Raw genomic sequence first — 14,363 nt, forward strand, 5'->3', positions numbered from 1 at the left:
AGGTCACAGCCTGGTATCGGGCATCGCCACATCATACTGATGGCGTTTTGACCAGCGCAAAGCGCATTTTTTTACCCCAATTGCCGGCGAATCGCAACCAACCGCATCATGCGCCACGCTGCGCCACGGCCCCGCCATCACGCCGTAGTCGGCAACCTCCCGTTTTTTCAGGCAATTAACCTTAATTTTTTCAGGGTAAAGCCGACATCACGTCATCATAATATGCTGTCGGCTCGCTTTTAGATTTCATTTAACAGCAGTTTAGACTAAAAAATAATTTTCATTCAGATAAAAAAATTATCAATCCCCACAATACAGAATAAACCGGCACCGGTTTTATTTTTCTGACACTTTTACACTTTTTCATCTTATAACCGCGGGAAACACTGGAAAAAATACCCCGCCTCACTATAGTGAACAGAGAAAACACCGGTGCCGAATACAGTACGTTTAAATAATTCAGCGCGGTATTATGCCCAGCATTCAGGGAATTGTTGCACTGGGTGGTAAAAACGATGGACCGTTTAAATAAAAAACAAGCATTTTCAATAAAATACAATTATCACTCCGCTAATGCATCATTGCATTCAGCATTTTTATCAATTAATTTTTTCACCTAAAAGTGAATCCGATAAATAAAGTTTTTCGTCAGCCAATAAAATAATTTTTTAAACAAGATTGGGTTATTTCATTCAAAAAATCTGCCTTTCGGCTTTTTAATTTATTATTTACTCATCCGACAAGAATAAAAAACGAGGGTGGATAACGGGTTTAGGTTTCTCCTTCACCCGCTCAGCGCTCCGTTTCATCAGCAAAGCCAACCAGCTGCGACTGTCGCCGGAGCAGCCCTTCCGCCGGCGCAAACCGATCGCCGTACTGCGCCTGCAACGACAGCAGGGTTCCCACCACCGTTTCTATCCCTAATTGATTCATGTAGTGGAACGGGCCGCCCAGAAACGGCGGAAATCCGATTCCCATCACCGCGCCGATGTCGCCGTCGCCCGGACGACGGATCACTCCTTCATCCAGACAGCGCACCGCCTCATTCAGCATCATCATGACGCAGCGCTGCGCAATCAGCGCCGGATCCAGATGCGCTTTGGGCGTCACATCCAGCAATGGATAGAGGCTGCCGTCGGACACTTTGCCCCGACGCCGCCACAAACCGCATAACCGTTCATAACGCGACTGATCGTAGCGATAAAAGCCGCGGCCGTTCTTGCGGCCTTTACGATTGTCGCGGGCAATGGCTTCCAGCGCCGGCGGCGCGCAAAACCGCTCGCCCAGCTCCGCCACCAGCACCGGTACAATCTTCATCGCCACATCAATCCCCACCTCATCCAGCAAGGTAAAGGGGCCGACAGGAAAACCGAAACGCACCAATGCCTGATCAACCGATTCGACCGGTTCGCCTTCCAGCAGGCAGCGAGCTGCCTCATTCAGGTAAGGCGCCAGAATACGGTTAACATAAAACCCGGCTTTATCCGCTACCACGATCGCGGTCTTGCCCTGCTTCTTCGCCAGCGCCACCGTGGTGGACAACGTCTGCTCGCTGGTTCCGGCATGCGGAATAACCTCAACCAGCGGCATCTTGTCCACCGGGCTGAAATAGTGCAGGCCAATCACCTGCTCGGGCCGGCTGGCGCCGGCGGCGATCTGATGAATCGGCAGCGACGACGTATTGGTGGCAAACACCGCATGCGGCGGCGTCACCGCTTCGGTTTCCCGCACCATCTGCTGTTTGAGCGCCAAATCTTCGAATACCGCTTCCACTACCACATCGACGCGCTCAAATCCCCGGTAATCGGTCCCGCCGGAAATCAGGCTCATTTGCCGCCGCTGCTCTGCGGGCGTGATGCGGCGGCGCTCGACCTGTTTGCTCAACCGTTGCCAGCTGTTGCGCAGCGCGAGGGTGATGCCTTGCTCATGAATATCTTTAATCCTTACCGGCAATCGGCCGTTCAGCGCGGTGACGCCGGCGATGCCGCCGCCCATCAAACCACCGCCCAGCACCCCGACCCGGCGCAGTGGGCCGGGTTCGACCGGCGCGCCCCGATCTTTTTTCAAGGCCGTGGCGGTAAAAAACAGTCGCCGCAACGCCACGGACTCCGGCGACGCCACCAGTCGGCCGAAAGCGCGAGCCTCCGCCTGATAGCCAGCCTGACGGCCCTGCTCCAGACCACGCCGCACCACCGCCAGGATACGCGCCGTCGCCGGGTAATTGCCCTGGGTTTTCGCCTGCGTCTGCCGCCGCACCCGCTCAAACAGCCAGCGGCGTACGTAAGGCAGCATCAGTAACCGATGCCGCCAGCCGGGCGAAGACGGTTGGCGTTTACCCCGGCGGATAAAGCCCAGCGCCGCCTCCAGCAAGACCGCGTGCGGCACCACCTCATCCACCAACCCGAGCCGCCGCGCCTGAGCCGCCCGCAACTGCCGCCCGGTCAGGATCAACTCCAGCGCGCGGTCCACGCCAATCAGACGCGGCAGCCGCTGGGTGCCGCCTGCGCCCGGCAATAGCCCCAATTGCACTTCCGGCAACCCGAGACGGGTACTGTCGTCCGGCGTACAGAGGCGATAATCGCAAGCCAGCGCCAGTTCCAGCCCGCCGCCCAGACAGGCGCCGTGAATGGCCGCCACCACCGGGAACGGCAGATGGGCGATCGCCTCCAGCGTTTCCTGCCCGGTTTCAGCCAGCGCCTGCGCCGCCGCCGCGTCGGCACAGGCATCCAGCATGCCGATATCCGCCCCGGCGATAAACGATTCCGGCTTGCCGGAGAGGATAACCAGCCCTTGCAGGCCACTGTGCTGTCGGGCCTGCGTCAGCACCGCGCGCATCTGTTCCGCGAATTCCGCTTTCAGGTTATTCACTTTCTCGCCGGGGACATCCACGGTAATCACCCCGATATGATCGGGGCGTAGCGTCAGTTGGAAAGCGGCGTGCGCCTCATGTTCGTGCGCCTGATGCATCGAATTCAGCTCGGTCATTGCGTTACCTCCAACACCATGGCTGCCCCCAAGCCGCCTGCCGCGCAGGCGGTAACCAGCCCCAATCCGCCGCCTCGCCGGCGCAGTTCATGCAACGTCTGGGTGATCATGCGCGCGCCGGTCGCGGCAAACGGATGCCCATAGGCGATCGAGCCGCCCCGCACATTAAAGCGCTCCCGGTCCACCTCCCCCACCGGCGCGCTGCGCCCGAGTTTATCGCGGGCGAATTCAGCGCTGGTGAACAGGTGCAGATTAGCCAGTGTTTGAGCGGCGAAGGCTTCATGCATGTCGATCAGCGCCAGATCATCGAGCCGGATACCCGCCCGATCGAGCGCCAGCGGGGTGGCGTACGCCGGCCCCGCCAGCATGTCCTGCTGTACCGGAATAGCGCTGAACGCATAGCTGCGCAGGTAGCCAAGCGGCGTCAGTTTCAGTTCGCTGGCGCGGGATTCGCTCATCAGCAACACGGCGGCGGCGCCGTCGGTTAACGGCGAACTGTTGCCGGCGGTCACGCTGCCGTAGCGACGGTCAAAGGCTGGTTTCAGGCGGGAATACTGTTCCGGCGCGCTGTCGCGACGAATCGTGTTGTCTTCATTAATCGCCTGCTTATACGGCGGCACCCAGGCGGTCATCACCTCGTCACGCAGTACGCCGTCGGCCCAGGCCTGCGCGGCGCGTTGATGGGAGAGATGAGCGAACGTGTCCTGCGCATCGCGGCTGATACGGTAGTCTTTCGCCATCTGCTCGGCGGTATCGCCCATGCGCAGCCCGGTAGAGTACTCCGCCACGGCGGGCGCCACCGGCAGTAAATCCCGTGGCCGCAGGCGAGCGAATAACGCCAGCCGCTGGCGGAAGGTTCTGGCGCGCGAAAGATCGACCAGCGTGCGCGCCAGCGCCTTGCTGACGCCGATAGGCAACACGGAAGCCGAATCAGCGCCGCCGGCGATGCCGATGTCGATAGCGCCGGCCAGAATGCTTTCCGCCACGTTGGCGACCGCCTGAAAGCTGGTGGCGCAGGCGCGGGAGACGCTATAAGCATCGGTATGCACGCTCATGCCGCTGCCCAGCACGATTTCGCGGGCGATATTGGGCGCCTCCGGCATCTGAATCACCTGCCCGAACACCAGTTGCTGCACCAGCTCCGGTTCGACGCCGCTGCGAAGCAACAGCTCATTGACCACCAGCTTGCCCAGCTCCAGCGCCGGAATACCATGATAAACCGTCGCCTGCCGGGCAAATGGGGTTCTCAGCCCACTGACAATCGCAATGCGGTCGCCACGCCGGGTGACCAGCGGCACTACTTCGCGTTCGCGCATAACCATTCCGTTCATCCCTTTTCAGAGACCGATGGGGTCTGAACTCATTGTTAACCTGAAGATTACATTATGCAAACAAGCAGATACCAAACAGCGAGCCGCGCCACGCTTCCGGGCGGTCATACGCAACGGGAATAAGGCGGCAAAGATAATGAAACAGAAAGAATAATGAGGCGGGAAGACTCGGGGAATGCGGCTGATCTCAGCGAGTCAGCCGCAAAGCGAAGGCAAGCACGCCGCTATTGATCGCGGTTAACGTGATCGCGGGCTAGCTCAGGATGGCCGGTTAGCGCAGGCCCAACTGGAAGATCAGGGTTTCAGCCTGGCAGCTAAACGTGAAATCCATATCCAGTTTGAATCCGCCTTCCGCCTCGGACAGACGGGCGTCAATCACGCAAGGTTCGGATTCAACCGAACGGGCTTTTTCCGTCAGTTGCTTCTGCGTCTGTTCCGCGTCGCTGCGGTGGGGAAATACACGGCTGTAAGATGCGGTGCAATCGGTGTTATCCATTACGGTTCCCACATCCACACAGCAACAGGCGGCGGTTTCTTCTGCGCTACATTTGTTAATCGCGTTTGTCATGGCAAAACTCCTCTGCGGCGACAGGCGCCTCCACAATCGGAAGCACGCTATCCATCTATTCTGCCCCCATTTTACTCACCACAGCCGTCTATCACTAGCACTTACCGATTAAAGGGGTATTACGTGATGTGAATCACATCTTAACGTTATTTTTCAATGAAATAGGCTAAATCATCTAAACATAATCACGACATTTGTTAACTGGATCTAATTTCTGAATCATTTTTGCAACATTTGTGGAACTGAAAGAAAACATTTCATCGTTTTACTTTTATACTTTTCGCAACTGGTCTGATTTGTCAGCCCATTAACCCCCCCTACAATGCGCGTCCCTTGTTACACGCTTAACAAAAATTACAAACGTTCAGTGAGGTTTCGGTCATGAGCCAGAAAGTCCTGTTAAAGAAAACATCACTTGCTGTGGCGCTGGCGCTAATGGCATCCAATGCAACCGCTGCAGGTTTCCAGTTGAATGAGTTCTCCTCATCCGGCCTGGGGCGCGCCTTTTCGGGTGAAAGCGCCATTGCAGACAATGCGACCTCCGGCAGCCGCAACCCGGCGACCATGACGATGTTTGATCGTCCGGCCTTTTCCGGCGGCGTGACCTACATTAACCCGGACATCGACCTGCGCGGCTCCAGCAGCACCGGCCGTGACGCCAGCGCAGACAATATTGCGCCGCACGCCTGGGTGCCCAACCTGCATTTCATCATGCCGCTGAACGAGCAGTGGGCGGTAGGCGCATCCGCCACCACCAACTTCGGTCTGGCGACTGAATTCAGCGACAATTTCAGCGCCGGTTCCATCGCGGGCAAAACCGACCTGAAAACCTCCAACCTGAATCTGAGCGCGGCCTATCGCCTCAACCAGCATTTCAGCTTTGGTCTGGGCGTCAACGCCGTGTACGCCGATGCCAAGATTGTGCGTAACGCCGGCGAAGTCGGTCCGGCGCTGGGCGTACGCTCAACGTCCGAGATCACTCATCTGGATGGTAAAGAATGGGGCTATGGCTGGAACGCCGGCATCCTGTATGAACTGGATAAAAACAACCGCTTCGGCCTGAGTTACCGCTCCAAAGTCGACATCGACTTTGATGGTTCCTTCCGAAGCGACCTGGCGGCGCCGCGCGGCACCAGCGGCGCCACCATCCCCGGCAAGCTGACGCTCAACCTGCCGGAAATGTGGGAGCTTTCCGCTTACCACCGCGTCGCCCCGCAATGGGCGGTTCACTACAGTCTGGCCTACACCAGTTGGAGTTCCTTCCAGGAATTGCGCGCCACCGGCAGCAACGGCCAGCAACTGTTCCAGAAAGACGAACGCTTCCACGATGCCTACCGCATCGCGCTGGGCACCACGTACTACTACGACGACAACTGGACTTTCCGCACCGGTATCGCGTTTGACGACAGCCCGGTACCGGCCGACAAACGCACCATCTCCATCCCGGATCAGGATCGTCTCTGGCTGAGCGCCGGCACCACCTACGCCTTCAACAAAGATGCTTCAGTGGATGTGGGCGTGTCTTACATGCACGGTCAGAAAGTGACGATTCACGAAGCCGGCGTCGCGGCCAACCTGCCCTCTTACACCTTTACCTCTAAAGGCCGGGCGTGGTTGTACGGCGTGAACTTCAACTACAGTTTCTAACCCGGGTACCTAATCCGTATTCGTAAAAAAGGCCGCTATCGCGGCCTTTTGTTGTATGGGAAGTCGGCTATGCCGGCGGTATTATTCCGGCTTCACTTCCATATAGTTCAGTTTCAGCGTGCTGCTGGTGTAACCGCGGATCTTGTTGGTCAGGTCGATATTGCCTTCCAGTTTCTGGCCGTAAGACGGAATGATTTCCTTCAGTTTGGCCTGCCATTCCGGCGTCGCAACCTTATCCTTGAATACGGTCTGCATCAGGCTCAGCATGATCGGCGCAGCAGTGGACGCACCCGGCGACGCGCCCAGCAGCGCGGCGATGGAGCCGTCTTTGTCGCTGACAATCTCGGTGCCCAGCTTCAGTACGCCGCCCAGATCTTTGTCTTTCTTGATGACCTGTACGCGTTGACCCGCTACCGCCAGACGCCAGTCAGACTGTTTGGCCTGCGGGAAGTACTCTTTCAGCGCGGCAAAACGGTCATCGTCGCTCATCATTAACTGACCGATCAGGTATTTCACCAGATCGAAGTTATCGATCCCCACATTTACCATCGGCATAAAGTTGGAGGTGTTCATGGACGAGAACAAATCCCACAGCGAACCGTTTTTCAGGAATTTGCTGGAGAAGGTAGCGAACGGCCCGAACAGCAACACCTGCTTGCCGTTGAAGATACGGGTATCCAGATGCGGTACGGACATCGGCGGCGCGCCAACCGAGGCTTTACCGTATACCTTGGCGAGATGGCGTTTTACGATGTCCTGATTATCGGTGACCAGAAACTCGCCGCCGACCGGGAAACCACCATAGTTGCCCGCTTCAGGAATGCCGGATTTCTGCAGCAGTTGCAGCGCCGCGCCGCCGGCGCCGATGAACACGAACCTGGCCTTGATCGCGCTTTCTTTACCGCCGTTTTTCAGGTCGGCAACCACTACGTCCCAGGTTTTATCCGGGTTGCGCTTGATGTCGCGCACTTCGTTGCTCAGTTTCAGGTTGAAAGTCGTATGCTGTTTCAACCCATCCACCAGTTGGCGGGTGACTTCGCCGTAGTTGACGTCGGTGCCGATCGGCATTCGGGTGGCGGCAATCTTCTGTTGCGGATCGCGCCCTTCCATCACCAGCGGGATCCACTGCTTGATCTGATCCGCGTTGTCGGAGAACTCCATGCCGCGGAACAGGGTGCTGTGCTGCAGCGCCTGATAACGTTTGTGCAGGTAATTAACGTTGTCGTCGCCCCACACGAAGCTCATGTGCGGCACGCTATTGATAAACGACGACGGGTCTTTCATCACATTGTGAGAAATTTGATAAGACCAGAACTGACGGGAAACTTCGAACGCTTCGCTGATTTCGACCGCCTTGCTGATGTCAATCGAGCCGTCGGCTTTTTCCGGCGTGTAGTTCAGTTCCATAAAAGCGGAGTGGCCGGTACCGGCGTTATTCCAGCCGTTGGAGCTTTCCTCCGCCACATTATCCAGACGCTCGACCATGCTGATGGTCCAGTTCGGCTCCAGCGCCTGCAGATAGGTGCCCAGCGTGGCGCTCATGACGCCGCCGCCGATCAGCACCACATCCACTGCCTTACTTTCTTCCGCCATGACAGGCTGTGCCAGCCCTATGGCGCCCAGACACAAGGTGGTAACCAATAGTTTTTTCATGTTTATGTCCCGTTATGTCAATGTGTCATCCCTGCAGGTGAACAAGGGTGATTCCAGATTAGCGAGATAACGATGCAGGAGCGATGAGCCATGAGAAACACGGCGGCAACCCGTAGCAGGTGCGCGACAACGCCTTCGTCTATTTCAGCATAGAGCAAAAATGGCTGACGGCAGGCGGAGATAAGAGCGCGTTACGCCATACGCGGATTGCTGCTCAGGGCTGCTGAATCGTTACCCTCTCTAACCGGCTGTTATTATTGTTACATAGACGGTGGAAATAAATTTATGTAATTAAATAAACGCTCAACAACAATATAACGTTTCACAAACAATCAGTTTGGCGGGTTTCAGGCGGGCAGGTAAGAGGAGTTGTGACAAAAGGCGCCCGCAGGCGCCTATCAATACTAAAAAAATGCTTATTTATCTGAATCGATTTCGTCCAGACTGCCTTCAATCGCTTTAGCGTTCGGGTTTGCCACCGGGGCGGATTTACCGTCGTTAGCCAGGAAATCGTGCCGCTGGAAATAGGCGTCGCGCACCATCAGATAAGGGTCGGACGAATTACGCAGCAGCCCGTCGGAATCCAGCAGGCGGGCGCGGGTTTCCAGCCCTTCCACCGCCCACTTGCCGGCGGACATCCAGAAAGTGAGATAACTCAACGGCGGATAAAGCGTATCCACTACCCCGCCGCCGTCTTCACGCAGCGTGGCGCTGCCATAACCCGGCAGCACCAGATAAGGCCCGTAGCCTACATCGTAATGCCCCAGCGTACTGCCGAAACGGTGCGGCTCTTCTTTCGCCAGTTTCGGATTCGCCATTGCCGCGACGTCGATCAGGCCGCCCATCCCCAGCAAGGTGTTAAGGAAGAAGCGGTTAAAGTGAATCATCGCCTGATAGGGTTTACCCTCGGCGAAATAGTTCACCATGGTGGCGGGTTCAGACAGGTTGACGAAGAAATTGGTCAGACCATTGCGCGCCGGTTGCGGCATATAATCGCGCCAGACCACCGCTGCCGGGCGCACCACATACGGATCCAGCACGTTGTAGTTGAAGCCGAACATGGTGCGGTTGAATCCTTCCAGCGGATCCGAACGCTGCTCAGGCGCTGAGGTTTTAGAGCTGGCACAGCCGGCAAGCAATGCGCTCGCCAGTACCACACCACCCAGACGAAAATTCATAACGTATCTCCCTGCTGAACTTTCATGCAGTCCGCACGACCTGCCATCGGGCCGCCAGCGCACAAGGCCACATGTTATCATCTTAATACACCGGGCTTTGGTTTGCCCGTGCCGCCAGCGGCGGTCTGTTGGAAAAATGGCGATCGTTTAATAACGGCGCCAGAAGTGACGCCCCTCCCGTCAGCGCTTCAGAATTGTCCGGTTCATGCCGGACACCCTTGCTCGGGAAACAACCGCCGTCGCATCGACTGACGCGACGGTCAACATTGGAGGATGCGGATCCTGCTTCAGGCACCGGTATAATTCCAGCACCAATTGTGCGATCGCACCCTAATTCAGTGATTTGCGTAGTCCGTCACCCATTTGTCTGACGGCCAGCGTAGCGAAAGATACCACGATTAAGGCCGCTATTCAGGCCAAAACTGGTGGCGGATTGAGCAAACGCACCGGCAAGTGCTTATGGCGACAGCCAAATCGGTTATAATGCGGTGCCAACGCAGTCCCCATAGTTAAATGGATATAACAAGCCCCTCCTAAGGGCTAGTTGCAGGTTCGATCCCTGCTGGGGACGCCAGTCACACTTCTCACACCTTCTCAGTAAGTCTAAAAATCTTTTAAAAACAAACAAAAAGAAGAAAGACCAGTCTTACCCCATCCAACGAAAGCCTATAGAAGCCCGGCAATTATGTGTATAAAATTGTGTATATGACAGGTTCGATCTTTTTTCTATACACCTATGCTGCTGACTGACATCAAAATCAAAAAGGCCAAAGCCCAGGATAAACCCTATACCCTCAATGACGGCAATGGGCTGTCTTTGCTGATCGACAGCACCGGTACGAAAGGCTGGCGTTTCCGCTACCGGTTTGCCGGAAAGCCAAAGCTCATTTCATTTGGCACCTATGACAACGTATCCCTTGCTGAAGCGCGGAAGAAGCGAGATGAAGCTAAAGCAATGTTAGCCAACGGCATCAACCCCAGCGATGCCCGCAGGGCGGAAAAATTGTCGCTTCAGTTCTCTACAGAAAACACCTTCGAGGCCGTAGCAAGAGAATGGCACGCCTCAAAACTATCAACCTGGTCAGAAGGGTATGCCAAAGAAGTGATACGCTATTTGGAAAAGGAAATTTTTCCGTTCCTGGGTAAACGCCCGATAGACCAAATCACGCCACTTGAACTCTTGGCCGTTCTGCAAAAGATCGAAAAACGCGGGGCATTAGAGCAAGCCAGCAAGATCCGCCGCCGGTGTGGTGAAGTCTTCCGCTATGCGGTGGTGACCGGACGTGCCAGGTATAACCCGGCCCCTGATCTGGCCAGCGCCATGAATAAGCCTCAGAGCCAGCATTTCCCGTTCCTGACGGAAAGTGAGTTACCGGAGTTTGTCGCTGCGCTAAACAATTACACTGGCAGTAAGATAACTAAATACGCCACACAGCTTTTAATGCTGACCGGCGTAAGAACCATTGAATTACGCGCAGCTAAATGGGCTGAGTTCGATTTGGAGGGGGCGTTGTGGGAAATCCCGAAAGAGCGCATGAAAAAACGACGTCCTCATTTGGTGCCGCTGTCTACACAGGCAATCGCCATCCTGAAAGAGCTAAAGACACTAACCGGTTACTATGAATTCGTTTTCCCAGGAAGAAACGACACCAGAAAACCGATAAGCGATGCCGCTATCAACAAAGTGATAAAAAACCTGGGTTATCATGGGCGTTTAACCGGTCATGGTTTTCGCCACACCATGAGTACGATTTTGCATGAACACGGATTTGATAGTACATGGATTGAAATGCAGCTTGCGCATGTTGATAAGAATTCCATCCGTGGAACTTATAACCATGCGCAATATCTCGAACAAAGGAGAAATATGCTCCAGTATTATTCTAAACATATTAATAGATAAACATCAAATGTTATATTTCTGAATTTGATGCACAACATCTCTTCCATATTTTTGTTTAACTCTTTCAATAAATACAGGCTCAATAAATTTGGCATAACCAAGTTCACCTTTAAGAATCAAAATTTCTTTAGGAGATAGCAAACCTTTTTTATAATGATCAACCTTACTCCTGAGCAATCTTTTTCTCTCCCGCCCCAGCGATAAAACACCATTATTTGCCAAAGTCAATCCTGTAACATGGCGATTAAATCTTTTGGAGGAAAATACAGTTTTTTCATGATTAATCTTAATATTTCGGAGATTTGTTTCGTTGAGCACTTCCCTTACTAACCGTGGCATTCCAAACAAAATATTTTTACGATTAGTACTAAAGGTCAAATCATCAGCATAACGGGTATAAACAACTCCCATCTGTTCACATTTTTCCGATAGCATCTTATCAAAAAAGAACATCACTGCATTTGAAATAAAAGGCGAAGATGGCGCTCCAATGCTTAAACGCAACGGACTGTTTCGTCTTAACTTCCAGAAAAACAAATTCTCCAAAACAAAGATATCGTTACCCTCTAGCTCAATACCATGCCTTTTAATAACATTTAATAAATTAATCGGCTTTATACTTAAAAAGAAATTCTTAAAATCCATCTTTAATAAATAACTATTGTCTTTATGAAGAAAAGCATTCTTCTTTATATCTCGATCTATTTCATAAGCAAAAGCGCATTCATGCACCTTTATTTCGTCACGAATATACTTTAACACCGCACGCTGGATAGATTTGACCTGCCGCGCTGGCTGAGCAATTAACCGCCTTTCCAAACCTTTACGCTTAGCGATAGTAAATCTTTTATATCGACGAGGAACTGTAATTATGAACCTCTTAGTTTCCTCCTCGGTTAAAAATAAACCATCGGCGATGTATTTTAATAAACTCATGGATTCCGTGCCTCCCTAACTTTATTAATCTGCACTAAAGCATATTTTCTTTTCTTCGCAGTTTCATCCATGGCTTTATCATCAACATCAAGATATGACTGTCTTATGGCTATTTTAATACTCATGGAGTCTTTTATTTTACCATTAACACTCAAACCAAATTTTAATTTACTCTCCCTGCGCCCCACTGCAAAGAAATAATCTGGACCGCTATAGGTAATTGAAGATATGAGTTTCATTTTACTTAAAAGATAAAGCAAGCGTGATATAGTCTTCTGCGAGACATCTATTCCCATGCAATACAACGCCCACTCAATTTCGGTCTTTTTTATCGGCTCAGATAATAAAATTAATTCGTAGATTAGAATTGCTAGATGCCCAGTATTATCAAAACTATATTTCTCTGTTTTTTTGACATTACGAAGTCGGGTATGTATATCATGAAATATTAATTCAACCTCGTCATACCGCATACGTTCTTTATTAGGCCATGGGTAAACCGAAACGTAGCTTTGATCAAATTTTTTGAGATACTCCAAAGGCCCTAAATATATGAATGAAGATTTAGGCGGTATATTCCTTTCTACATTCCCTTCGATTTCTTCTAAAGGTGCTATAATATGTAATTTCTGAGCCAGTGTCTTCCTATTAACAAAAAGACCTAGTTCCACTAAAGAACCTGCACTCTCTAAACAAATGACGACTAGAGTTGATATATTAGCTATATCTTCTTCAAACGTCATCAAGTCCGCATATGCACCATCTTTAAAATAATCAGTAAAATTCTCAGCTAATACCAATGAGTCAGAGAGTTCTGGATGGTGTCCAGCAACGTAAGTAAAAATATGATCTCTGACACTCGGTGGAGTTACGTTCATCGGTCCGCCGCATACGAAAATAACAGGAGGCATAAACTGGACGGTGAAATTGGATGGTTTCAAATCCCCGAACTGTTCATGCAAGGCGTTCATATAAGCTGAATCACTCAACTTTGAATTGCTCCCTGTTACCTTTAAAAGAAAAGGTGGCTCAAGGCCACCTTTTGAACCCTTTACCTAAAGGATGCGCTTCAGACTTTCAGTAAGCTCCTGAATGAAACGCAGTGGAATGAAGGATCTTGCTGAAAGTGCTGAAGCGCAACCCTAAATATCCACAATAAGTTAGAGTCTGGCGAAACGCCCGACTAGGATAAAAAGATTATCCCACGCGTAAAGGCTATTAGAGAATACCAAAGAATACATAGCAGTCAATGTTCCACGCTAAATTCATAATAACCATCGGCATGACAAAATCGGCACTACACCGCACCCGCCTGCGGTTTTCGTAGTCATGAAATTTTTCAGTTTTCCTTTTCTACAAACCATAGCGCCAGCCCGCGCGGTGCCTGGGCTATCAGCGTACACAGCCCAACTGAAATGATTGAAACACATTTCAGCACTTTTCAGTTTTCAGGCTTTTTGGGGGAAGGGAAATACCATACAAATTGAGATTATCTGTATGACTGAAAAGGATATTTTTTATTTTACGTGTATTTTTCGACAACGAAGGGAGCACGATACAACCAGCCAATGCTCCGGCAATCCCTTGCCGGATGCGGCTTATACGCGAATGGCAATATTCAGCTCACTGAAAAACGTGAACGGTGAGAACACAGCGACAAGGAGCCTATCAGCGCCGACTTTGCGCCGAGGCGCTCACCTGCCCTTGCGTTTTACTCACCTTTTGGTCGTCATCCTGTGCCTGGCTTAACAGGTCGATCATTTCCTGGCGTTTGTCTGGTGCGATGGCATCAATCATGTTTTTCATCAGTCGGCCATGTGTCAACGCACTGGGGCTTAAGGTATGTGAAAAGGTCATGTTCATCACAAATGTGTGACCGCATTCCATATTGCTACAGGCGCAGTAGATATCGGCAATCTGTGGATGTTTGCGATTGGTCTTTCGCACCACCGCCAGCGAACTACATTCAGGACAATACACGCGCATTACTCTCATCAGTTCCTCACCTTTTCTTCACCCACCGCCCGCCAGGGAAAAAGCCTTTGCGAACGGTCATTCCTAATTGTCTGTCTCTTCTCTGCGCGTGGTAACAGCGGTAACACTGGTAACAGCCTTGATATATATGGCTTTTATCTGTTACCTCTGTCTTATTCCTGCTGGTA

The 14,363-nt window shown here is 52.2% G+C and carries 10 protein-coding genes and 1 tRNA gene; 3 read left to right on the forward strand and 8 right to left on the reverse strand.

The genetic code is table 11. The annotated features are described in order from the left end of the window. Positions 1-792 precede the first annotated feature (792 nt). From fadJ to CPA59_RS15390, 3 genes are all read right to left on the reverse strand, one after another. Positions 793-2,985 carry a fatty acid oxidation complex subunit alpha FadJ gene (gene fadJ / locus CPA59_RS15380; RefSeq protein ID WP_107759938.1) on the reverse strand — a complete coding sequence of 731 codons (2,193 nt, stop codon included), beginning with the start codon at positions 2,983-2,985 and terminating at the stop codon, positions 793-795. Continuing rightward, complete coding sequence (gene fadI / locus CPA59_RS15385) at positions 2,982-4,301, reverse strand: acetyl-CoA C-acyltransferase FadI (protein WP_369831405.1); 1,320 nt, start codon at positions 4,299-4,301, stop codon at positions 2,982-2,984. Before fadI ends, fadJ begins: the two co-directional genes overlap by 4 nt. A gap of 286 nt (positions 4,302-4,587) precedes the next feature. Further along, on the reverse strand, positions 4,588-4,884 hold the full coding sequence (locus CPA59_RS15390; RefSeq protein WP_072093503.1) for a YfcZ/YiiS family protein: 297 nt from the start codon (positions 4,882-4,884) through the stop codon (positions 4,588-4,590). Positions 4,885-5,265: 381 nt separating this feature from the next. Between CPA59_RS15390 and fadL the strand changes: the two genes are divergently transcribed. Further along, positions 5,266-6,531, forward strand: a complete 1,266-nt coding sequence (fadL, locus tag CPA59_RS15400; RefSeq protein ID WP_100849833.1) for a long-chain fatty acid transporter FadL — start codon at positions 5,266-5,268, stop codon at positions 6,529-6,531. An 81-nt stretch (positions 6,532-6,612) separates the two neighbouring features. Here the strand turns inward: fadL and mqo are convergent, their stop codons facing one another. Beyond that, entirely contained in the window at positions 6,613-8,184 is a 1,572-nt protein-coding gene (mqo, locus tag CPA59_RS15405; protein WP_038919686.1) for a malate dehydrogenase (quinone), read from the reverse strand. Positions 8,185-8,600: 416 nt separating this feature from the next. Beyond that, positions 8,601-9,362 carry a phospholipid-binding lipoprotein MlaA gene (gene mlaA / locus CPA59_RS15410; protein WP_038919687.1) on the reverse strand — a complete coding sequence of 254 codons (762 nt, stop codon included), beginning with the start codon at positions 9,360-9,362 and terminating at the stop codon, positions 8,601-8,603. Between the two features lie 499 nt (positions 9,363-9,861). Between mlaA and CPA59_RS15415 the strand changes: the two genes are divergently transcribed. Both CPA59_RS15415 and CPA59_RS15420 read left to right on the forward strand, forming a co-directional pair. Next, positions 9,862-9,936 (forward strand) — tRNA-Arg (locus CPA59_RS15415). 162 nt (positions 9,937-10,098) lie between these two features. Beyond that, positions 10,099-11,265 (forward strand): tyrosine-type recombinase/integrase, encoded by a 1,167-nt coding sequence (locus tag CPA59_RS15420; protein WP_107759944.1) that lies wholly within the window; start codon positions 10,099-10,101, stop codon positions 11,263-11,265. A gap of 3 nt (positions 11,266-11,268) precedes the next feature. On the opposite strand, the gene CPA59_RS15425 is transcribed toward CPA59_RS15420, so the two are convergent. The 3 genes from CPA59_RS15425 to CPA59_RS15435 form a co-directional block, all read right to left on the reverse strand. Beyond that, a complete protein-coding gene (locus tag CPA59_RS15425; RefSeq protein WP_107759946.1) occupies positions 11,269-12,201 on the reverse strand; it encodes a retron St85 family RNA-directed DNA polymerase in 933 nt (310 codons plus the stop codon). Continuing rightward, the gene (locus tag CPA59_RS15430; protein WP_255412232.1) at positions 12,198-13,190 is read right to left on the reverse strand and encodes a retron St85 family effector protein; all 993 of its coding nucleotides are present in this window, start codon (positions 13,188-13,190) and stop codon (positions 12,198-12,200) included. Before CPA59_RS15430 ends, CPA59_RS15425 begins: the two co-directional genes overlap by 4 nt. A gap of 679 nt (positions 13,191-13,869) precedes the next feature. Further along, positions 13,870-14,196 carry an ogr/Delta-like zinc finger family protein gene (locus CPA59_RS15435; protein ID WP_107759950.1) on the reverse strand — a complete coding sequence of 109 codons (327 nt, stop codon included), beginning with the start codon at positions 14,194-14,196 and terminating at the stop codon, positions 13,870-13,872. Between the last annotated feature and the right edge of the window lie 167 nt (positions 14,197-14,363).

Origin of the sequence: Dickeya sp. Secpp 1600 (assembly GCF_003049805.1) — a bacterium.
GTDB classification, from domain to species: domain Bacteria; phylum Pseudomonadota; class Gammaproteobacteria; order Enterobacterales; family Enterobacteriaceae; genus Dickeya; species Dickeya fangzhongdai.

What these genes read in the sequence shown, in the direction of transcription:
- fadJ (WP_107759938.1), bottom strand. Translation starts at nt 2,985, where the DNA reads ATGACCGAGCTGAATTCGATGCATCAGGCGCACGAACATGAGGCGCAC.
- fadI (WP_369831405.1), bottom strand. Translation starts at nt 4,301, where the DNA reads ATGCGCGAACGCGAAGTAGTGCCGCTGGTCACCCGGCGTGGCGACCGC.
- CPA59_RS15390 (WP_072093503.1), bottom strand. Translation starts at nt 4,884, where the DNA reads ATGACAAACGCGATTAACAAATGTAGCGCAGAAGAAACCGCCGCCTGT.
- fadL (WP_100849833.1), top strand. Translation starts at nt 5,266, where the DNA reads ATGAGCCAGAAAGTCCTGTTAAAGAAAACATCACTTGCTGTGGCGCTG.
- mqo (WP_038919686.1), bottom strand. Translation starts at nt 8,184, where the DNA reads ATGAAAAAACTATTGGTTACCACCTTGTGTCTGGGCGCCATAGGGCTG.
- mlaA (WP_038919687.1), bottom strand. Translation starts at nt 9,362, where the DNA reads ATGAATTTTCGTCTGGGTGGTGTGGTACTGGCGAGCGCATTGCTTGCC.
- CPA59_RS15420 (WP_107759944.1), top strand. Translation starts at nt 10,099, where the DNA reads ATGCTGCTGACTGACATCAAAATCAAAAAGGCCAAAGCCCAGGATAAA.
- CPA59_RS15425 (WP_107759946.1), bottom strand. Translation starts at nt 12,201, where the DNA reads ATGAGTTTATTAAAATACATCGCCGATGGTTTATTTTTAACCGAGGAG.
- CPA59_RS15435 (WP_107759950.1), bottom strand. Translation starts at nt 14,196, where the DNA reads ATGAGAGTAATGCGCGTGTATTGTCCTGAATGTAGTTCGCTGGCGGTG.